This window comes from Tenacibaculum sp. UWU-22 (assembly GCF_041021355.1).
Classification (GTDB): Bacteria; Bacteroidota; Bacteroidia; order Flavobacteriales; family Flavobacteriaceae; genus Polaribacter.
Window position 1 is genome coordinate 951,760 of the sequence record NZ_JBFNGP010000001.1, and the last position, 21,329, is coordinate 973,088.

The 21,329-nt window shown below is 32.1% G+C and carries 17 protein-coding genes; 5 read left to right on the top strand and 12 right to left on the bottom strand.

Translation table 11 applies throughout. The features are described 5' to 3' along the window. Window positions 1-5 precede the first annotated feature (5 nt). From AB2B44_RS04250 to AB2B44_RS04265, 4 genes are all read right to left on the bottom strand, one after another. Window positions 6-1,121, bottom strand: coding sequence for an efflux RND transporter periplasmic adaptor subunit (locus AB2B44_RS04250; RefSeq protein ID WP_369048302.1), 1,116 nt, complete (start codon window positions 1,119-1,121; stop codon window positions 6-8). Between the two features lie 3 nt (window positions 1,122-1,124). Further along, complete coding sequence (locus AB2B44_RS04255) at window positions 1,125-5,450, bottom strand: CusA/CzcA family heavy metal efflux RND transporter (protein WP_369048303.1); 4,326 nt, start codon at window positions 5,448-5,450, stop codon at window positions 1,125-1,127. An 80-nt stretch (window positions 5,451-5,530) separates the two neighbouring features. After that, complete coding sequence (locus AB2B44_RS04260) at window positions 5,531-5,926, bottom strand: hypothetical protein (protein WP_369048304.1); 396 nt, start codon at window positions 5,924-5,926, stop codon at window positions 5,531-5,533. A 67-nt stretch (window positions 5,927-5,993) separates the two neighbouring features. Then, window positions 5,994-6,353, bottom strand: a complete 360-nt coding sequence (locus AB2B44_RS04265) for a hypothetical protein (RefSeq protein ID WP_369048305.1) — start codon at window positions 6,351-6,353, stop codon at window positions 5,994-5,996. Between the two features lie 324 nt (window positions 6,354-6,677). Between AB2B44_RS04265 and nhaA the strand changes: the two genes are divergently transcribed. Together nhaA and AB2B44_RS04275 are read left to right on the top strand one after the other, a co-directional pair. Beyond that, window positions 6,678-7,982: a Na+/H+ antiporter NhaA gene (gene nhaA / locus AB2B44_RS04270; RefSeq protein ID WP_369048306.1), complete on the top strand. Its 1,305-nt coding sequence runs from the start codon at window positions 6,678-6,680 to the stop codon at window positions 7,980-7,982. A gap of 95 nt (window positions 7,983-8,077) precedes the next feature. Then, window positions 8,078-8,593 (top strand): CvpA family protein, encoded by a 516-nt coding sequence (locus AB2B44_RS04275; protein WP_369048307.1) that lies wholly within the window; start codon window positions 8,078-8,080, stop codon window positions 8,591-8,593. A 14-nt stretch (window positions 8,594-8,607) separates the two neighbouring features. Here the strand turns inward: AB2B44_RS04275 and AB2B44_RS04280 are convergent, their stop codons facing one another. The 3 genes from AB2B44_RS04280 to AB2B44_RS04290 all read right to left on the bottom strand — a co-directional run bounded on the left by AB2B44_RS04280 (window position 8,608) and on the right by AB2B44_RS04290 (window position 10,527). Further along, window positions 8,608-9,330 (bottom strand): tRNA1(Val) (adenine(37)-N6)-methyltransferase, encoded by a 723-nt coding sequence (locus AB2B44_RS04280; protein ID WP_369048527.1) that lies wholly within the window; start codon window positions 9,328-9,330, stop codon window positions 8,608-8,610. A 147-nt stretch (window positions 9,331-9,477) separates the two neighbouring features. After that, window positions 9,478-10,005, bottom strand: coding sequence for a ribosome maturation factor RimM (gene rimM / locus AB2B44_RS04285; protein WP_369048308.1), 528 nt, complete (start codon window positions 10,003-10,005; stop codon window positions 9,478-9,480). Window positions 10,006-10,020: 15 nt separating this feature from the next. Next, window positions 10,021-10,527: a 30S ribosomal protein S16 gene (locus AB2B44_RS04290; protein WP_369048309.1), complete on the bottom strand. Its 507-nt coding sequence runs from the start codon at window positions 10,525-10,527 to the stop codon at window positions 10,021-10,023. Window positions 10,528-10,836: 309 nt separating this feature from the next. Between AB2B44_RS04290 and dnaE the strand changes: the two genes are divergently transcribed. Beyond that, entirely contained in the window at window positions 10,837-15,174 is a 4,338-nt protein-coding gene (gene dnaE / locus AB2B44_RS04295) for a DNA polymerase III subunit alpha (protein ID WP_369048310.1), read from the top strand. 87 nt (window positions 15,175-15,261) lie between these two features. Here dnaE and mscL read toward each other — a convergent pair whose 3' ends face one another. Genes mscL through AB2B44_RS04310 form a run of 3 tightly spaced genes read right to left on the bottom strand, consistent with a single transcriptional unit; the run spans window position 15,262 to window position 17,423 of the window. Beyond that, entirely contained in the window at window positions 15,262-15,663 is a 402-nt protein-coding gene (gene mscL / locus AB2B44_RS04300; protein ID WP_369048311.1) for a large conductance mechanosensitive channel protein MscL, read from the bottom strand. A 46-nt stretch (window positions 15,664-15,709) separates the two neighbouring features. Further along, the gene (gene alr, locus AB2B44_RS04305; RefSeq protein WP_369048312.1) at window positions 15,710-16,810 is read right to left on the bottom strand and encodes an alanine racemase; all 1,101 of its coding nucleotides are present in this window, start codon (window positions 16,808-16,810) and stop codon (window positions 15,710-15,712) included. Then, window positions 16,803-17,423: a thymidine kinase gene (locus AB2B44_RS04310; RefSeq protein ID WP_369048313.1), complete on the bottom strand. Its 621-nt coding sequence runs from the start codon at window positions 17,421-17,423 to the stop codon at window positions 16,803-16,805. Before AB2B44_RS04310 ends, alr begins: the two co-directional genes overlap by 8 nt. Window positions 17,424-17,532: 109 nt before the next feature. On the opposite strand from AB2B44_RS04310, the gene AB2B44_RS04315 reads away from it, so the two are divergent. Next, window positions 17,533-18,276, top strand: coding sequence for a hypothetical protein (locus AB2B44_RS04315; RefSeq protein WP_369048314.1), 744 nt, complete (start codon window positions 17,533-17,535; stop codon window positions 18,274-18,276). Between the two features lie 35 nt (window positions 18,277-18,311). Then, complete coding sequence (locus tag AB2B44_RS04320) at window positions 18,312-18,704, top strand: DUF6165 family protein (protein WP_369048315.1); 393 nt, start codon at window positions 18,312-18,314, stop codon at window positions 18,702-18,704. A gap of 60 nt (window positions 18,705-18,764) precedes the next feature. On the opposite strand, the gene AB2B44_RS04325 is transcribed toward AB2B44_RS04320, so the two are convergent. Together AB2B44_RS04325 and metK are read right to left on the bottom strand one after the other, a co-directional pair. After that, entirely contained in the window at window positions 18,765-19,739 is a 975-nt protein-coding gene (locus AB2B44_RS04325) for an acyl transferase (RefSeq protein ID WP_369048316.1), read from the bottom strand. A gap of 202 nt (window positions 19,740-19,941) precedes the next feature. Then, entirely contained in the window at window positions 19,942-21,198 is a 1,257-nt protein-coding gene (gene metK / locus AB2B44_RS04330; protein WP_369048317.1) for a methionine adenosyltransferase, read from the bottom strand. Window positions 21,199-21,329: the final 131 nt, after the last annotated feature.

Genomic DNA, 21,329 nt, shown 5'->3' on the forward strand with positions numbered 1-21,329 from the left:
TTGCTTTATTCGGCTAATAAATTAAACACTCCTTTTTCTAAGAACTGTTTTTCTTTGTTAGGTACAGAATCTTTTATTTCAACAAAATGTTCAAAAGTATTTCCTAAAGTTACTTTTTCTTTTTTAAAAAAGTAACCTTCGTTTGTTTTTTCATTTAATTGTAATGCAAAGTTTTCTCCGTCTACTTCTGAAACGGCTGTTTCGGGCAAACAGTTTGCTTTTTTAGTATTTGTTTGTATTGTGGCGCCGATAAACATACCTGCTAAAAACTGTTGTTGCTCTTCGTTTTCAATATGAGCATGAACATCTACGGTTCTATTTTCGTTAATACTTTTACCTATTAAATGAATTTGTGCTTTATATTTTTTTGATGATAGTTCAGGAATGGTAAAGGTAATTTCTTGTCCTATTTTTAATTTTAGGGCATCTTTTTCAAAAACAGAAAGCTCTAAATGTAAGTGGCTATTGTTTATGATTTCTAAAATTTCATCAGAAGGAGAAATATGAGAACCTGTAACGGCTTTTATTTTAGTAATATTTCCAGAAATAGGAGCATAAACACCTATTATAGAGGTTATTGAGCTACTGTTTAACGTGTTTGTTGGAATATTAATTATTTGCAATTGTTTTTGCAAACTTACAAGGGTTGTTTGTGCTACATCAAAATCTATTTTTGCTTTTAAGTAATTTTTTTCTGATGTTATTTTTTCATCAAACAATGCTTTTTGTCGCTCAAATTCTGATTTTAAAAAGGCAACTTGTTGTTTGGTTTCTATGTATTGTTGTTGCATTGCTATAAACTCTTGATTTTCTATCGTTACTAAACGCTGACCTTTGGTAACGTTATCTCCTACCAATAGCGGAATGTTTTTTATAAACCCGCCCATTTTTGCAGTTACAACCACTTTATTTGCAGGTGGTACATCTATTTTTCCTACCACTTTAATTGTTGATGGAAAATCCTTTTTTTCTAGAGAAATTAATTTCATAGTATTTTTTTTCCATTGTTCTTTACTTATAAAAATTCTATTGTCGGTAACAGAATCTTTTTTGGTTGTTTTGGTTTCGTTCGATTTACATCCTATGATTATAAATAGGAAACTATATAGTAAATATTTCATTTTTTAATAAGTTAAATAGTTGATGTCTATTATGGTATTGTTATATGCCTCTGTGCTATTAACATAGGCTAATTTTAGTTGATAAGCATTTTCAACACTTTGTATGTATTGAAAAAAATCTATTTCTCCGTGTTTAAAACTTTCGTTTGCTGTTTTTAAAATTTCGTTTGCTAAGGGTAAACCTTCTTCTAAATAATACGCTAGAGAGGCTTTTTGTTCTTCTAATTTATTTTTTAGATTTATGTAGTATGTTTTTACTTGTTTTTTATAGTTTAAGGTTTCGTATTCGGCAATATCTTTTGCTATTTTCGATTGTTTTATTCTTGAGGTCTCCCCTCGAAAAAACAACGGAATTGTAATGCCTACTTGATATCCGTAAAATCGCTCATTGATATACGGGTTACTTCCTCTAAATACTTCTAGAGATAAATCGGGCAATAATTGTTGCTTTTCTTGAGATAGTTGTTTTTTTGCCAACTGTTCTTTTTCGTAAAATTCTTGAATTTCAGTAATTTCATTTAGGTTAATATTTTGTACCTGTAAAGGTTTAATAACCGCTTTTTGTAAAATAATTAAGCTGTCTTTTGTTTGAACTAAGGCTTGTATTTTTTCAAGAGCAATACGAGAGTCTACAGTTATTTTTCGATAATCGTTTTTTATTTGCTTTTGCTTAGCTTGAGCCGTTATTTTTTCTAAATAATTAGTTTCTCCTAGCTCAAAACGTCGTTTAGCTGCATATGAGAACGTATTATATAGGCTATCTAAACTTTTGTAAATAAGCTCTTTTGCTTTTGTATATTGATAAGTGTAATATGCATTAACAACTGATTTTGTTAATCTTTTTTTGGCAGTTTCATATTGATTGCTCTCGAGTTTATAGGCTGATTTTTGCACGTTTTTATTTGCTCTATAAACTGTTGGAAAGGCAAAGGTTTGTTGAATGCCAAAAATATTTAAAGGATGTTCTGCTGCAGTATTGGTTTCATCTTGACCATAGTATACCTCAGTTTTATCAAAAGTATAAGCTTCACCTATAGCCGTTTTTGCTTTTTTTACTTGTAATTGCTGAGCTTGTAACCCTTTATTATTTGTCAGAGCTAAATCGATTAAGTTTTGTAAATCTTGTGGTGTTTGTTGAGCTTGGGTTGCCGAAAGACTACCCAAAAGAATAACAATACTTAAAAGAGTACTTTTTTTCTTAATTTTTAATGGGTTCATTTTGTGAAAAATTGAATATAATACGGGTAACACAATTAATGTTAATAGGGTAGAGGTTACAAGCCCTCCAATAACAACTGTTGCTAATGGGCGTTGAACTTCAGCGCCTGCATTGGTTGAAATAGCCATTGGTAAAAAACCTAATGCCGCTGCTGCTGCTGTTAACAATACTGCCCTTAAACGATCTATAGTTCCTTGTTTTACTAATTCTTCAGTACTAGAAAAATTGCTTTGTTTTAATTCTTTAAAATGTTCAATCAATACAATTCCGTTTAGTACGGCTATTCCAAAAAGAGCAATAAATCCAACACCTGCCGATATGCTAAAAGGCAAATCACGTATCCATAATAATAATACACCTCCAATAGCGGCAAAAGGTATTGCTGAATAAATAATTAAGGCTTCTTTTACCGAGTTAAAGGCAAAATATAACATAATGAAGATTAAAATTAGCGCAATAGGAACAGCTATCATTAACCGTTTTGAGGCACTTTGTAAGTTTTCAAATTGCCCTCCGTAGGTAATTGAATATCCTGTTGGAAGTTTAATGTTTTTGTTTATTAATTGTTGAACATCATCTACTACCGATTGTAAATCTCTATTACGAACATTTATTCCTACGACCAACCTGCGTTTGGTATCGTCTCTAGAAATTTTAGCGGCTCCTTTTTGATAGCTAATGGTTGCTAATTCATCTAGCGGAACTTTACCTCCGTCGGGTACATCTATATATAATTGTTTTAAATCGCTAATATCTTTTCGATTAAGTTTATCAAGTCTAACGACTAGGTCGAAACGTTTTTCTCCTTCAAAAACATTTCCTACAGTTCTTCCTCCAAAAGCCATAGATACCATTTCGTTTACCTCTTTGATGTTTAAGCCATATCGTGCTATTTTTGCTCTGTTATAGGTTACATTCATTTGAGGTAGCCCTTCTATTTTTTCAACGGTAATGTCAGAAGCCCCTTCTACATTTTCAACTAATTTTTTTATCTCATTTCCTTTTTTGGCTAAAACAGATAAATCTTCTCCAAAAATTTTAATAGCAATATCGGCTCTTACACCTGTAATTAATTCATTAAAGCGCATTTCGATAGGTTGGGTAAATTCTACTTCCATTCCAGGTATTACAGCCAGCGCTTCTTTAAATTTATCCGCTAGCTCATCTTTACTTTGGGCAGAGGTCCATTCGCTTTTCGGACGTAAAGTTATTATTACATCACTCTCTTCCATGCTCATTGGGTCGGTTGGTACTTCTGCAGCTCCAATACGAGAAACAACTTGTTTAACTTCAGGGAAATTATCTTTTAAAATTTTTTCAATCTTAGTGGTTGTTTCAATGGTGTTACTTAATGTTGTTCCTGTTTTTAAAACAGGTTGAATTACAAAATCACCTTCATCTAATGTAGGCACAAACTCTCCTCCCATTTTTGTGTAAATAAACACAGAAAGTAATAACATTAAAAAAGCAATACTTAACACTGCTTTTTTTCGATGTAGAGCCCAATCAATTACTGGCGTATACCATTGGTTTAACTTTTTTATCAGCTTTACAGAAATATTTTTATCCGTAATGTTTGTTGGTTTTAAAAATATAGATGCCATTACCGGAACGTAGGTTAAACAAAGTAAAATGGCACCAATGAGTGCGAAACTAAACACCAAGGCCATTGGTTTAAACATTTTTCCTTCAACACCACTTAAAGACAAAATAGGAATAAATACGATGAGAATAATTAATTGACCAAATACCGCAGACCCCATCATTTTTGATGCGCCTTTATTACTAATCGTGTCTTTAGCCTCTTGTTGTTCTTTTTTGTTTAGTGTAATAAACGTATCTTTTTGTTGCGTAATTTTAAAGGTTATGTATTCAACAATTATTACAGCCCCGTCAATAATAATTCCAAAATCAATGGCACCTAAACTCATTAAATTAGCATCAATACCAAAAATATACATGAGCGATAAAGCAAATAACAGACATAGAGGAATTACCGAAGCGACAACCAATCCAGAACGGATGTTGCCGAGTAGTAATACCACTACAAAAATTACAATTAAACAACCTAATAATAAGTTTTCTGAAATGGTAAATGTGGTTTTGCCAATAAGTTCACTCCGCTCTAAAAAAGGATTTATAAAGACCCCTTCAGGTAATGTTTTTTCTATGCTTGCCACTCGTTTTTTTACGGCTTCAATAACATCTTTAGAGCTGGCATTTTTTAACATCATTACTTGCCCCAATACTTTTTCGCCTTCTCCATTAGCGGTAATAGCCCCAAATCGCGTTGCACTACCATAACCTACTTTTGCAATATCTTTAATGTAAATAGGCATGCCATTTTTATTAGCAACCACAATGTCTTCAATGTCTTCGAGGTTTTTAACCAACCCTTCACCTCGTATAAAATAAGATTGATTTATTTTTTCTATATATCCACCTCCTGCTACATTGTTGTTGTTTTCTAATGCGGTAAATACTTCTTTAGCAGAAATATTCATTGCATTTAATTTATGAGAGTTAATAGCAACTTCGTATTGTTTTAAATATCCGCCCCAAGTGTTTACTTCAACAACTCCAGGAATACCTGAAAGTTGTCTTTTTACAATCCAGTCTTGAATGGTTCGTAAATCAGTAGCGGTATATTTATTTTTGTATTCGGGTTTTACATCTAAAATATATTGATAAATTTCACCAAGACCTGTAGTAATTGGCCCCATTTCGGGGGTTCCAAAACCTTCGGGTATTTTTTCTGAGGCTGCTTTTATTTTTTCTGCGATAAGCTGTCTGGGCAAGTAGGTGCCTAAAGATTCTTCAAAAACAATGGTTACTACTGATAACCCAAATTTTGAGATAGATCTTATTTCTTTTACCCCAGGTAAATTTGCCATTTCTAGCTCTACAGGATAGGTAATAAATTGTTCTATATCTTGTGTTGAAAGATTTCGTGATGTGGTAATCACTTGTACCTGATTATTCGTTACATCGGGTACTGCTCCAATTGGAATTTGTGATAAAGAATAAACGCCAAATCCGATTAAAAAAACGGTAAATAAGAGGACTATAAATTTATTTTTTATAGAAAATTGTATAATTTTTGATAGCATAATTCATTTATTTAAGTATTACAGATTTCTTTGTTTTTCTACTTAAAAAAGTTGTTATTTTAATTTGTAACGGTTGTGAATTATATATATCTAGGAGGTTGAAATATACCTAATGTATCAGGTGAATTATAGCGTTTTTGGTAATGAAAAAAAGAATTTTTTTGTATAAAATTTATTGTTGAAGGTAAAAGTGAAGCTAAGTTATTAAAAGGAGCTTTGTAAAAAGGGACTAATTGATAATGAAATAGACATGGAAGTTTTTCATGCTCTTTTTTTTCTTCTTGATGCTTTTCTTGATGCTCTTTTTTTAACTTGCCATAATGTTTAGATAAAAAAGTAATAAAATTATCGCCATACATCTTCTTGTGGTACTGAGCATGCTTTACTAACTCATTTAAGTTTAAAATATCGTTATAGGTTATATCTAAACTTTGAACAAGTATTACAAAAGATAATATGATTGCTGAAATCTTCATTTAGCCTACAAATATAGCTTTTTTTAAAATAAAGAGTATGGTCATAAAACAAGATAGCTAAAGACATTTATGGGTTAAAAAAGTCGAGTGTTTCAAAATATGAAACAATAGCTTCTTTTATTAAAACCGATTGTTCTCCTGGTTTTAGATTGGGTAATTGGGTTTGTATTTTATAGTGAGGCCACCCGTCATTATCAAAAAAATCAAATTCATAATATCCATAAGGTTCTAAAAGCTTACAAATAGCAATATGCATTAAATTTATTTTCTCATCTTTTTTAAATTTTCGATGACCTTGACCTAATTCTTGTACACCAATCAAATAAATAATTCCATCGATAGTTAGTTTTTCTCCATCAGCAAACTGTTGCGACAATTTATCAACAACGAACTCCCATTTTTGTTTTAACTCAGCAGATTTATTCATTCTTAATTTTATAAATGACAAATATACAAATGAGTTTTTATATCTAATTGTTAATCTAAATTAAGAAAAATACGAGGCAAGCTTTCTACAAACGTTAAAATTAGCTAGGGTAAATTCATTACCTTTTCGTAAATTAGCACATGAAGGGTTACAATAGCATTTTGAGCTAAAAAATAATTTAAATCTCCCCCTTTTTGCTATGACTTATACTTAATTGTGGTGTTGACAATTCGCCAAAGACAAATGTTGGTTTGTATTGCTAACGTAGTATGTCAAGCAAATCGTTTACTATAAGACTATCAATTATTTATCATCACAACGAATATGGTAAAATTATTAAATAAATACAGAAAATTTCTCAAAAAGGAATCGGCAACAGGTATTTTGTTAGTTATGGCTACTCTTTTAGCTCTTATCGTTGCTAATACGTTTTTAAATAAGTATTATATTGAATTTATGAAATTTCCGTTTACCATTGGATTTCCAAATTTGAACCTGACATTTTCACTTCACCATTGGGTTAATGATGGTTTGATGGCTTTGTTCTTTCTTTTGGTAGGTTTAGAAATAAAAAGCGAACTACGTTTTGGTAGGTTAAAATCGTTTAGGTCAGCCATATTTCCTAGTGTATCCTCTCTTTTTGGGGCATTGTTTCCAGCAATTATTTATTTTGCCTTAAATTATAATACAAAATATATACACGGTTGGGCGATACCGATGTCTACAGATATTGCATTTGTTTTAGGTATTGTTGCGATTTTAGGGTCTAGAATTCCAACTTGGGTTAAGGTATTTGTTACTACAATTGCAGTAGTTGATGATCTTATTGCAATATTAGTTATCGCTTTTTTTTACACAGATACTATTACTTGGAGTGCTTTGGGTATTGCTGGTATATCGTTATTAATTCTATTAATTTTGAATTATAAAAATGTAAATAAACTAACACCTTATCTTGTAATTGGTTTCATTTTATGGTGGAGCATATTGGCATCAGGTATACACGCTACCATTGCAGGAGTTATTTTAGCATTTACAATACCGTTGCGCAGAACATGGTCAATAGCTAAAATTCAACGTTATGGTCGTAAAGGGTTAGAATATCTTGAAAAAAACGATGCTGATAATTCCGATAAGGTGAGTTATTTTCTTGAAAAAACATTACTTGAAATCGAATCTCCATTAAAACGATTAGAACGTAAGCTTCATGGGCCAGTTTACCATTTTATTATGCCGCTTTTTGCATTTGTAAATGCAGGGATTGTGTTTCAAAGTCAAATTATGAGTCAGATTTTTCATACCCCATTAACCTGGGGAATTATATTTGGAGTATTAATAGGGAAGCCCTTAGGTATTTTATTAGCAATATGGATTTTGACAACCTTTTTCTATAAAGATATGCCAAGGAGTAAATACCTTTGGAAGTTAATGTTGGGTATTGGGTTACTTTGCGGTATGGGTTTTACCATGTCGTTATTTGTTACAACGCTTTCTTTTACAGACACGATGATTATTGAAGAATCAAAAATTGCCATATTGTTAGCTTCTTTTATTTGTGGCGTTTTAGGATATTTCGTGTTGTTAAGTACTGCGAAAAGCCAAAAAGCAGCAACTTTAGAAGACTCATAAAGAAAGGGATTAACATTTTTTATATTATGGTTGCTATTGTGTTTTTATAAATGTTTTAGCTATATTTCAGCACTAGATAAATTTGACAGAATAAAATGAATACTTTTGATATTATAATTGCAGCTTTATTACTTTTTGGGTTTATACGAGGTTTAATGAAAGGGCTGTTTGTAGAAGTTGCTTCTTTAGCTGCTTTAATTGCAGGTGTTTTTGGCGCAATTCGGTTTTCGCATTTTGCTGGAAATTGGCTTAAAAACAGTGTTTCTTGGGACGAAAGGTATATTGCTTTGGCAGCTTTTGCTATTACTTTTGTAGTTATTTTGGTGGTAATTGTTGTTTTAGGAAAATTGTTTACCAAGTTAGCAAACTTTGCTTCATTAGGTATTTTAAATAAACTTCTTGGGGGTGTTTTTGGAGTTTTAAAAATCGGATTAATACTCAGTGTTATTTTTATTTTTTTTGGAAAAATGAATGACACGATTCCTTTTATTAAGCAAGAAACTTTAGAACAATCTGTTTTATATAAACCTGTAAAAGAAATAGCACCTATTATTTTTCCGTCAATATTAAAGAGAGAAGCCGAAAACACTTCAACAGAGCAAGCTGTTTAAGAGTTCGTAACAGATTACATTTTTAAGTAAAAATCTTTTGTTAAGGCTTTATACGCTTCTGTATAATTATGTCGAGATATTTCTATTGTTAAGGTTTCTTTTTTAATGGTATTTTTTTGAAAAGAAAAAGTGAGTAAACTACGTTTAATTTCTGAGTTTGGCGTTCCTTTTACGTGGCAAACCCGATTAACATATAAGTTGTTTTTAGCGGCAATAGCCACAAAATTTTCTTCTTCCTTTTTTGGAATAATAACTGAAAAAGTGCCGTTTTTAGCTAGTATTTTACAAACTCCAGTAATTAGATGGTCAAAAGATAGCGATGAGGTAAATCGAGCTTTATTTCTAGCCTGATTTTCGGTTTCAAAATTATCGGTATAAAAAGGCGGATTAGAAATAATTAAATCGTAGGTTTCATTTTCTTGTGCAAATTCATTGGCAAATGCTTCAAAAGAAGCATGATAGCAAAATAAACGATCGCCCCAGTCCGATTGTTCAAAATTTTCTACGGTTTGTTCATAAGCATTTTTATCAATTTCTACAGCATCAATAGTTGTTGCATTACTCCGTTGTGCAAGCATTAGGGCAATAATTCCTGTGCCCGATCCCACATCTAAAATAGTGTCTTGAGCATTGTTTATAGCACACCAGGCACCTAATAAAACAGCATCAGTGCCTACTTTCATAGCGGTTTTATCTTGATGTATGGTAAACGCTTTAAATTTAAAAGGATAAGACAACGTAAAAAAAATAGAAATTAATAAGGTTATTATGGCTTTTTTATGGTATTTCGAAGAGGCGAAAGGCATTTGAACCTTTGGCGCAGTTGCTATATAATGTGTTCTAGTTAGACGTTTCCTCTTCTTAGGATTTATAAATTTAAAAAATTAGCCTAAATATAATTCAATTAGCCCTTCAGGAACTTCTACTTCAACGGTTTTGTTAGCCCTGTCAACGGTATTGATAAAGTCATCAATTAATGGAATAAAAATTGTTTTTCCATCATTTTCAATTTCAAATAAAGGTTGTGCAGCTTTGTCATTAATATCAACAATAGAACCTACTGTACCGTAATTTTTATCAATTACAGTAAAGCCAATTACTTCATGATAATAAAATTTGTTACCCGTAAGTTTGGGTAATAAATTTAAAGGTAAATAAATACCAGAACCTAAAATGCTGTCAGCATCTTCTTCTGAAGATACATCTTGAAATTTTACCCGTAGCATAGTGTCTCTGCTAAGCGATGATTTTATAATAAAAAAAGGAATCAAGTTATTGCCTATGTCGACAAAAACTGATTCCATATTTTTATATAGCTCTGGCTCGTCGGTATCTAATTTAATTACCACCTCACCTTTAAAACTATGCTTTTTAACGATTTTGCCTAAATAAAAACAATCTTCTTTACGCATTATCGCTACGCTGTTTTATTCTTCGCTATCACCACTAGCTGTAGCAGCTACTTCTTCACTATCATTTTCTACAGCTGGTGCAGCAGCAGCTATTCTAGCTTCGTTTACCGCTTTTTCAGCTTCTAAAGCTTTTGCTTTTGCTTCGGCTTGTACTTTTGCTAAGTTTGCTTCTTTATTAGAAACTTTGCCAGCTTTTTCTTCTAACCAAGCTGTAAATTTAGCTTCAGCTTGTTCTTCGGTTAAAGCGCCTTTACGCACACCTCCAGCTAAATGATTTTTTAATAACGCACCTTTGTACGATAATATTGCTTTAGCGGTATCGGTAGGCTGTGCTCCATTTTGTAACCATTTTACCGAAGCATCTACATCGATATCAATAGTTGCAGGATTTGTGTTTGGGTTATAGGTACCTAGTTTTTCTAAAAAACGACCATCTCTTTTTGCGCGACTATCCGCAGCAACTACCCAATAAAAAGGTTTCCCTTTTTTACCATGTCTTTGTAATCTAATTTTTACAGGCATAATGTTAATTTTTAAGGTTCGCGACCTTGGTTATTAAAAATTTTATCATCTCGTGATAAAGTGGGCGCAAATCTACAAAATTATTTGTAACTAATTGTTTAATTTTCAATATTTTTAAATGGATATTTTATGTGTTTGTAAGGGTTTTAATTATTTGCTTTTTTTTGTACAAAAAAAAGGTAAGTAAAAGTGTACAAATACTATTAAAAATTGCTGAAACACTTCGTTTTTTAAGTAACAATTGTGGGTGTCAGAACACAATAAATTCGGTTTAAAATTGTAAATTTACACACCGCTTAAATTTATTTGATGTATTTAATATTTGACACAGAAACAACGGGGTTGCCTAAAAGTTGGAACGCACCTATTACCGATACGGATAACTGGCCAAGAGCCGTTCAAATTGCATGGCAATTGCACGACGAAATGGGTAATTTGGTTGATCATAACAACTTTTTAATTCAGCCAAAGGAGTTTAATATTCCTTACGACGCAGAACGTATTCATGGCATTTCTACAGCATTAGCAGAAAAGCAAGGTATTCCGTTAACAGAAGGGTTAACGTTGTTTAATGAAGCATTACAAAAAACACAATTTGTAGTGGGGCAAAATGTTGGTTTTGATATCAATATTATGGGCTGTGAATTTCATCGTATGGGGGTTACAACGAACCTAACAGAATTACCTGTGTTAGATACGTGTACAGAAGAAACGGCACAGCTTTGTCAAATTCCAGGCGGTCGTGGCGGTAAATTTAAACTGCCTACACTTACCGAACTACATCAATATTTGTTTAACACGTCATTTAACGAAGCACATAATGCTACTGCCGATGTAGAAGCAACTTCTCGTTGTTTTTTAGAGCTTATTAGACGAAAAGAATTTACGAAAAAACAGCTAAAAGTAGAAGCGGATTATTTTACAAATTTTATAAAAGCAAATCCAGACCCCATACCTGTAATTGGGTTAAAACATGTTAATTTAAAAGAAGAAAGTGAAAAAATTCGCAAAGCATTACAAAAAAGCGAAGAAGTTCAAACTACTCAAGCAACTTCAGAAGAATTAGCAAAACTGGCAAATGCTAAATTTGCGCATTTACACAATCACACCCAATTTTCGGTATTACAATCTACCACCCAAATAGCGAATATTGTTAGTGCTGCCGCTAAAAACAATATGTCGGCTGTAGCCATTACCGATACGGGTAATATGATGGCTTCTTTTCATTTTGTAAAAGAAGTGTTAATGCACAACAAAACCTCTGAAGACAAAATAAAACCTATTGTTGGTTGCGAATTATATGTTTGTGATAACCATTTAGATAAAACAAAAAAAGATAATGGTTATCAGGTCGTTTTTTTGGCAAAAAATAAAAAAGGCTATCATAATTTAGCAAAAATGTCGTCAATTGCTTTTGTTGATGGGTTTTACTATGTGCCTCGAATTGACAAAAAAATAGTAGAAAAATATAAAGAAGATATTATTGTTTTAACGGGTAATTTATATGGCGAAGTACCCAATAAAATTTTAAATAGTGGAGAAAAGCAAGCAGAAGAAGCATTGCTTTGGTGGAAACAACAATTCAAAGACGATTTATATATTGAGTTGATGCGGCACAACCAAGAAGATGAAAAGGTAGTAAATAAAACCTTATTAAAATTTTCAAAAAAGCATCAGATAAAGGTTGTAGCTACAAATAATACCTTTTATTTAAACAAAGACGATGCTAATGCTCACGATATTTTATTGTGTGTAAAAGATGGCGAAAAGCAAGCAACACCTAAAGGACGAGGACGAGGTTACCGATATGGGTTACCTAATGATGAATACTATTTTAAATCGTCTCAAGAAATGAAAGCGCTTTTTGCTGATTTGCCCGAAGCCATTTTTAATATTCAAGAAATTGTAGATAAAATAACCCCATTTGATTTAGCGAGAAATGTATTGCTACCAGCATTTAAGATTCCTAAAGAATTTCAAGATGAAAAAGATCTTGCCGATGGTGGTAAAAGGGGAGAAAACAATTACTTACAACATTTAACCTATCAAGGGGCTAAAAAGCGGTATGGAGAGATTGATCAAAGCATAAAAGAACGATTAGATTTTGAGTTAGATGTAATTGCTAAAACAGGTTATCCAGGGTATTTTTTAATCGTTGAAGACTTTATTCGAGAGGCTAGAAAAATGGGTGTTTCTGTAGGCCCTGGTCGAGGTTCTGCTGCGGGCTCAGTAGTGGCTTACTGTTTATGGATTACCAATATTGATCCGATAAAATATGACTTACTTTTTGAGCGGTTTTTAAATCCAGAACGTGTTTCGATGCCTGATATAGACATTGATTTTGATGATGAGGGAAGAGCAAAGGTTATGGATTATGTGATTAACAAATACGGGTCAAACCAAGTAGCGCAAATTATAACGTATGGTACTATGGCGGCTAAATCATCTATTCGAGATACGGCTCGTGTACTTGATTTGCCATTATTTGAAGCCGATAGAATAGCAAAACTAATTCCCAATGTTAAGTTAAAAAATATTTTTGGCAACGATGATAAAAGCAAAAGTAAAATAGCAGGCTTACGTACCGAAGAAAAAGCAATGGTTGAAGAGCTGCGTTCAATTGCTAATGGCAATGGGGTTGATTCTGAAACGGTTAATAAGGCAATGGTACTAGAGGGTTCTTTAAGAAACACAGGTATTCATGCCTGTGGTGTAATTATTACGCCTGATGATATTACCAACTTTGTACCTGTTGCTACCGCAAAAGATTCCGATATGTATGTCACTCAATTTGACAATTCGGTGGTAGAAAGCGCAGGATTACTAAAAATGGACTTTTTAGGGTTAAAAACATTAACGCTTATTAAAGATACTGTAAAAATTGTAAAGGCGCGTCATGGGGTTGAACTTGATCCTGAAAATTTTCCTTTAGATGATCAAAAAACATATGAATTGTTTCAAAGAGGTGAAACCATAGGGATATTTCAATACGAATCTCCCGGTATGCAAAAACATATGCGCTCGTTAAAACCTACTGTTTTTGGCGATTTAATTGCTATGAATGCATTATATCGCCCAGGACCGATGGAATATATACCTTCTTTTATTAATCGTAAACATGGTGATGAAAAAATAACTTACGATTTGCCAGCAATGGAAGAGTATTTGGCAGAAACCTATGGTATTACAGTATACCAAGAGCAAGTAATGTTACTCTCGCAAAAATTAGCCGATTTTACTAAGGGAGAAGCAGATGTTTTACGAAAAGCAATGGGTAAAAAACAAGCTGCTGTTTTGGAAAAAATGAAGCCTAAATTTATAGAACAAGCATCGGCAAATGGGCACGAAATAGAAAAGTTAGAAAAAATATGGAAAGATTGGGAAGCCTTTGCTAGTTATGCGTTTAATAAAAGCCATTCTACTTGTTATGCGTGGATTGCTTATCAAACAGCATATTTAAAAGCACATTACCCTGCTGAATATATGGCTTCGGTTTTATCTAACAATATGAATGATATTAAAACGGTATCATTTTTTATAGAAGAATGTCGCCGAATGGGGCTACAGGTTTTAGGACCAGATATTAACGAATCGTATTTAAAATTTTCGGTAAATAAACAAGGGGCTATTCGTTTTGGAATGGCGGCTATTAAAGGAGTAGGTAATACGGCTGTTAAGGCTATTATTAGTGAGCGAAAAGAGAACGGCAATTATTCATCTATTTTTGATGTAGCCAAGCGTGTAGACTTGCGCGTTGCAAATAAAAAAGCTTTTGAAGGATTAATTTTAGCAGGTGGGTTTGATTCATTAAAAAATACACATAGAGCGCAGTATTATAAATTAGATGATAAAGGACAAACTTTTATAGAGCGTATTTTACGATTTGGGAATAAATATCAAGAAAATCAAAATTCGTCACAAGTATCTTTATTTGGAGAAGCTTCTGAAGTATCGTTTGAAGAACCTAAAATTCCAGATTGTGACCCTTGGGGAACTATGGAGTTGCTAGCTAAAGAAAAAGAGGTAATAGGGATGTATATTTCTGCACATCCGCTAGACGATTTTAAGTATCAGTTACGTTTTTGCAATTGTTCGTTAGCCATATTTAAGTCAGATTTAAACGAGCTTGTGGGTAAAAATTGCGTTTTTGGTGGTATCGTAACTAATGTACAACATCGAGTTTCTAAAACAGGAAAAGGGTGGGCTACTTTTGTTATTGAAGATTATAACGATAGTTATGAGTTTAGAATTTTTGGAGAAGAGTATTTAAAATTTAAACATTTTTTAGTTTTAAACTCGTTTCTTTATATAAAAGTTTTTGTTAAAGAGGGTTGGACTAATCGTGAAGGGGTTAAATCTGAACCTAGAATTCAATTTGCCGATTTTAAATTATTACACGATGTGATGGATAATGAGTGTAAAAAAATTACATTAAAAATTCCGTTACAATTGATTACTGATGATACAATTAAAGATTTAAAAAAATTATTAGCGTCTAATAAAGGAAAACAAGCACTCAATTTTACAATTTACGATATTGAAGAAGAAATAGAACTAAACATACCTAGTAGAAACACGAAGGTAGTTATTAATAATGAATTTTTAGATGCGTTAGAAAAACAACAAATAGATTACAAATTAAATTAAATACGCATAAGGTAAATTTAAATAGGGGAAATAAAAAAAGCACTTCTTTTTTAAAGAAGTGCTTTTTAATTCGTTACGATAGTGAAATTATTTTTTAGCTAATAAATCTCTAATTTGAGACAATAACTCTTCTTGAGTTGGTCCAGCAGGAGCTTCATCAGCTTTCTTTTTTACTTTGTTATAAGCTTTTACAATTAAAAACATTACAAATCCTACGATCAATAAGTTAATAATGGTATTAATCCATTCACCATACATGATGGCGTTTTCTGGAGAAACAACTTTTCCAGCAGCATCAAGAGTAGCTGCATCTAAGACATACTTCATGTCTTTAAAATCCATTCCTCCTGTAAAGTGCCCAACAAAAGGCATTACAATAAAGTTAACAAATCCGGTAACTACAAGCCCAATAGCACCAGCCATAATTACAGCGACAGCAAATTCAATTACATTACCGCCAGTAATAAATTCTTTAAATTCTTTTAACATGATTGATTGTTTTTTATAATTAAATCTTACGCAATGTAATAAAAAATTACTGTTTTACAAATCTCTTTATCCGTTGACTTATTGCAGTAATTATTTCGTAAGGTATCGTTTCGGTTTTATAAGCCATATATTCAATTAATTTTTGATGGTTAAAAATAATTACTTCATCACCTTCTTTACAATCAATTTTTGTTACATCAACCATAAGCATATCCATACATACATTACCAATAATTGGGGCTTTTTGACCGTTAATAATAACAAATCCGTTTTCGTTTCCTAATTTTCTAGAAATACCATCGGCATGCCCAATAGGTATGGTTGCACTTTTAGTAACCTCTTTTGCAACAAATGCCCGATTGTAACCAACCGTTTCTCCAGGATTAATAAGGTTTATTTGTGAAATAATTGATTTTAAATTGTGCGTGTTTTGTAGTTGCGCCGTAATTGCATCATCATTGCCAAAACCATATAACCCAATGCCTAATCGAACCATATCAAATTGTGCTTCTTCATAGTTTATAATACCCGAAGTGTTTAAAATATGAACAATAGGGTCATAATCTAGATGTTCATAAATTTCTTTAACAATGTAAGCAAAGTTATTAATTTGATTTACCGTAAATTCTTCTTCTTCTGGGTCTTCACTTGCAGCGAGATGCGAAAAAAGAGAAGCTATTTTTACGTTGTTCGATTTTTTTATTTCTGATAAAATATTACCAATATCAGTGTGCCAAAAACCTAATCGATTTAAACCCGTATTAAAACTAATATGAATAGGGTAATTCATAGTAACTTTTTTATCAGCTAAAGCAAGAAAGGCGTCTAAAATTTTAAAGTTGTATAGATTTGGTTCTAATCTGTGGTCAATAAGACTCTCTATATTGGGTAGTTGAGGATGTAATACGAGTATTGGTTTTTTAATACCTGCTTTTCGAAGTGTAATGCCTTCATTTGCGTATGCAACAGCAAAATAATCGACTTCGTTTTCAACAATTTTAGCAATATCTACGGCATCACTTCCATAGCCAAAAGCTTTTACAACCACTAAAATTTTAGTGTTGGGTTGTAATTTTTGTTTAAAAAAATTTAAATTGTGCTTTACAGCTTTGGCATCAATTTCTAAAACACTAACGTGATTATTCATGGTCTTTTTTTTCAGAATTGTCTATTTCGTTTTGTTGTTTTTGCATCGCTTTATAGTAGGCGGCTCTGCTTAGCGGTTCATATTCTTCTACTTCGCCCAATAATACTAAGTTATCGTTTTTTACTTTTCTAAAACTATAGTTTGCTAAATTACCTGTACGGGTACATACGGCGTGTACTTTAGTTACATATTCGGCAGTTGCCATAAGTGCAGGCATAGGACCAAAAGGATTTCCTTTAAAATCCATGTCTAACCCCGCTACAATTACTCGAATTCCACGATTTGCTAAATCGTTACAAACGGCTACAATTTCGTTGTCAAAAAATTGCGCTTCGTCTATCCCTACAACATCTACATTATTGGCTAATAATCGAATATTTGAAGAGGCAGGTACTGGAGTTGATCGAATGCGAGTGTCGTCATGCGAAACCACTTGATGGTCATTATATCGCGTGTCAATAGCGGGTTTAAAAATTTCTACTCGTTGTTTGGCAAATTGCGCACGTTTTAACCGGCGAATAAGTTCTTCGGTTTTTCCAGAAAACATTGAGCCACAAATTACTTCAATCCAACCAAATTGTTCTGTATGATTTACGGTATTTTCGAGAAACATTTTGTAATTTTAAGGCTTGAAATGTTAATGTTTTATCTTTAATAAGAAGATAAGGTAAAAACAAATTTATTAAAATTTTAGCGCAAATATAAATTTCAACCGACAACTTATGCACAAAAAATTAGCAGGAGATTTAACCAGTTTAGCCCATAGCATTTTACAGATGAAAAACAAAGAAGATGTGTTTGCTTTAAAAAACATGGCTTATAAAGTTTATGAAAAACTATCGGTTTTAGCATTTGTTGAAGAGTATATAAACACAACTTCGAATACAACCATTTCTAAGGAAGATATAATGGCTAAGATAGCGGCAGTGTCTGAAAATGAACAAGTGGTTGAAAAAAATAAGGAGTTGTTAGATGAGGTTGAAAAAGAAGCATTAAATACTTCAGCTAAAGACATAAAGCAACCAGACGATACTCTAAAAAATGATTTTACTGAACAGCCTTTGAATGAAATACAGCAATTATTTGAGATAAATGATGATGTAAAAAATGATGCTAGAGACGTTGGTGAACGTAAAACACAAACGTTAGAAGACGAACTGCAAGGTACTATTTCGGTCGATTCTATGGTTGATTTATTTGAAAAGAAAAACTCACAAACAAGTTTGAATAACCGATTACAAAACACCATTGAAATAGGGTTAAATGATAGAATTGCATTTGTAAAACATTTATTTGACGATAGTCAAGAAGATTTTAATCGTGTTCTTTCGCAATTAAACACCTTTAAAACAGCAAAAGAGGCTAAAAAATTTATTACTAAAATAATTAAGCCCGATTATAATTGGAGTGAAAAAGAAACGTATGAAAATCGTTTTTTAGAAATAATTGAACGAAGATTTTTATAAAAAAATTAAAGAATTAAAAAACTAAATTTATTTGAATGAAAATAGAAGTATCGAACGGAGAAATAATAGATAAATACACCATTTTAGAAATTAAACGAACAGAAATAAAAGATGCTACTAAACGTGTAAATGTTGAACATGAATATAGCGTTTTAACTCCTGTTGTAGATTATATTTACGAAAAAGCGAAGAGTAAAAAAGAATTAAAAAAACTTCATGAAGCATTGCTACAAGTGAATAAAAAACTATGGAAGATAGAAGATGATATTAGAATGTGTGAACGCACTAAAAATTTTGAAAAGACTTTTATAGAGTTGGCAAGAGCAGTGTATTTTACAAATGATGTTAGAGCAGATATTAAAAAACAAATAAATGTATTTACAGGATCAGACTTGGTAGAAGAAAAATCGTACGAAGATTATAAATAAACAGTTCACTAAAGAAGTTATTTTATTTTGAATATAATATAGGCTAAATATATAAGCGGATTACAAAACCATTAAATTACAACCTCGAATATCAGAATTATCAAAGCGGCCAATAATTTCAAAACAGTTATCTGGTTGTACTTTTCCTAGGTCTTGCGTAGCAATAAATGAACATGAATTATAATTAGCTAAATCGATAACATTAATACCGCCTGTTTTTTTCGAGCTTAGAATAGTTAGTGCGTCTTCGGTATCACGTATTAGAACTTTCATCCATGGCGGACAATTAAAAATGCCATTTCCTTTTGAATATGCTTGACTTAAGAGTTCTGTCATACCATATTCTGAATGAATTTTAGTTACCCCAAATCCTTTACAAAGACGTTGATGTAATTCATCGCGCACCAGTTCTTTTCTTTGCCCTTTCATACCCCCCGTTTCCATTATAATGGTATTTTTTAGTTTAAACGAGTGTTTTTCAACCAAATCTAATAGGGCAAACGAAACTCCAATTAAAATTACTTTTTGTCCGTTTTGGTCTAGATAACTAAGCTTTTCTATTAATTCATCTATATTATTAAGAAAAAAACCACTTTCGAGGTTTTTCGTTTTTACAATTAAATCGTTAACCATATACACTAATGAAGAGCCTTGACGTTCTAGGTAATTAGGTAGTAATGCCAATATTGTATATTGCTCAATATCTTTATAAAAATAGTCAAACCCTTTGGTAAAACTTTCTTTATATAAATTAGTATCGGTTACGTAGTGTTTGCTAGTTTTATTTCCAGTTGTGCCCGAACTTGTAAATGTTTTTTGAACGCTATTTGTTGAAGAAAGTATTTTTTTAGTTTTAAAAAACTCGATAGGTAAAAATGGAATTTCTTTGATAGATTTTACACTAGAAGGATGAACATACAACAAATCACAAAAAGAACGATATACTTTGTTATTTGTAAATTGATGTTTAAAAACAGCTAAGGCAACTTCGTTAAATTGATTTTCGGTTTGTATGTTAAATATTTTCTTGTACATAATTTTTACAAAAATAAGAGTATTTAACGCAACCTTTTACCTTTTTTAATCTTTAAAAAATAAATTAATTGCTTAACAAATTAATCGAACAATTTGGTTGTTTGAAAAGAAAGCAACCTTAATTAATGATTAAGGGTTGTTTATTTTTTCTCACAGAGTTACATATAAAATAACTCTGTGAGATTTTGTTTTAAGAAGAATATTACAAGCTAAAAGCTTCTTTTACCTTGTCTACATAATCCAGTTTTTCCCAAGTAAAGGTTTCTACTTCTTTAGTTACCGTTTCACCATAAGGGCTGGTAAACACCACGGTCTTTTTTATAGGCGTTCTTCCCATGTGTCCATAGGCAGCTGTGTCAGAATAAATAGGATTGCGTAGCTTTAAGCGTTGTTCAATAAAATAGGGGCGCATATCAAAAATTGTCTCTACAATTTTACTGATTTCTCCATCGGTTAAATTAACATTTGATGTGCCAAATGTTTCAACATTAATGCTAGTAGGTTTTGCTACACCAATAGCATATGAAACTTGCACCAATACTTCTTTACAAACACCAGCGGCAACTAAGTTTTTGGCAATGTGTCGTGTAGCATATGCTCCTGATCGGTCTACCTTTGAGGGGTCTTTACCTGAAAAAGCACCACCACCGTGAGCTCCCTTTCCGCCATAGGTATCTACAATAATTTTACGGCCTGTTAAGCCCGTATCTCCATGAGGGCCACCAATAACAAACACACCTGTAGGATTAATATGGTATTTAATATCGGCATTAAATAAAGCTTTAATACTATCAGGTAATTTATTTACTACTCTTGGAATTAATATATTGATGATGTCTGATTTTATTTTTGCCAACATGGCTTCATCGGTTTTATCAAAAGCATCATGTTGTGTAGAAATAACAATTGCATCTATTCGTTGCGGTATATTATCGTCAGAATATTCAATAGTTACTTGACTTTTTGCATCGGGGCGTAAATAGGTAATTTCTTTATTTTCTTTACGCAATAGTGCCAACTCTTTTAACAAGCGATGCGACAGTTCTAAAGCTAAAGGCATAAAGTTTTCGGTTTCATCAGTAGCATATCCAAACATCATACCTTGGTCACCAGCCCCTTGTTCTTCAGGGTTTGTTTTTTCTACCCCTTGGTTAATATCGGGTGATTGCTCGTGTATAGCCGAAAAAACACCACAAGAGTTGCCTTCGAACATGTATTCGCTTTTGGTATAACCAATTTTGTTAATTACATCGCGTGCAATTTTTTGAACATCTAAATAAGTTTTAGATTTTACTTCACCAGCCAAAACCACTTGACCTGTAGTAACTAATGTTTCGCATGCCACCTTAGAAGTAGAATCGAATGCTAAAAAATTATCAATTAAAGCATCTGAAATTTGATCGGCTACTTTATCAGGATGCCCTTCTGAAACACTCTCTGAAGTAAATAAATACGACATATTTTTTCTTTTTTTAAATTAAGTGTGCTTTAAAGAAAAAATTTAAAAATTGCTAAACGGCTAAAAGAAGTAGATACGTACTGCTTTAGCATTTTTATTTTGAACAAAATGTTCATTGAGGTCGCAATCAG